1 protein-coding gene is annotated in these 711 nt (G+C 49.1%); it reads left to right on the top strand.

Features of this window, described 5'->3' with window-relative positions:
- The coding region (locus tag SPADD19_RS04305; protein WP_164905859.1) for a type I restriction endonuclease subunit R at nucleotides 1-711 on the top strand (711 nt) is incomplete at both ends.

The raw sequence follows: 711 nt of genomic DNA on the forward strand, positions 1-711 counted from the left end.
CAATATCCCTAAAGGGGTCGGAAAGAGTTATGAGGCTATTTTAACAGTCAAGTCTATCCCACGAGCACAGGCTTATTATAATCTGCTCAAGAGCATTCTCGCTGGCAAGGAACGGGTCAAAGTTTCCGAGCGGGTCAAACAATATCTACCAGATTTTCCAAAGTTTACCATCACCTACTCAGTGTCTGAAAATGAGGAAGAATCCATCGGCTACCAAGACCACATGAAGCAGGTCATGGAGGACTACAACCAAGAGTTTGGTACGCATTTTAGCCTAGCGGATCTGCGGGGCTTTAACACCGATGTCAACAATCGCCTGGCCAGAAAGCAGGACAAGTACCTCTACCGCAATGAGCAGTTGGATCTGGTCATTGTGGTTGACCGTCTCTTGACCGGTTTTGATGCTCCCTGTCTTTCTACGCTCTTTATTGATCGCAAGCCTATGCGTCCACAGGACTTGATCCAGGCTTTCAGCCGGACTAACCGGATCTTTGATGACAAGAAGCACTTCGGCCATATCATCACTTTCCAGCGCCCTCAAGCCTTTAAGGAAGCTGTCGACAATGCCCTCAAGCTCTACTCCAATGGGGGAGAAAATGAGGTCCTGGCACCCAGCTGGGAAGAAGAGAAGCGCAACTTCTTAAAAGCCTGGGCAGAGTTTAAAGGCCAAGTCACAGACTTTGAAGAAGAGGGAGTCGCCCTCGAGCAGGC

It is taken from the genome of Streptococcus parasanguinis (assembly GCF_001578955.1).
Lineage (GTDB): Bacteria > Bacillota > Bacilli > Lactobacillales > Streptococcaceae > Streptococcus > Streptococcus parasanguinis_U.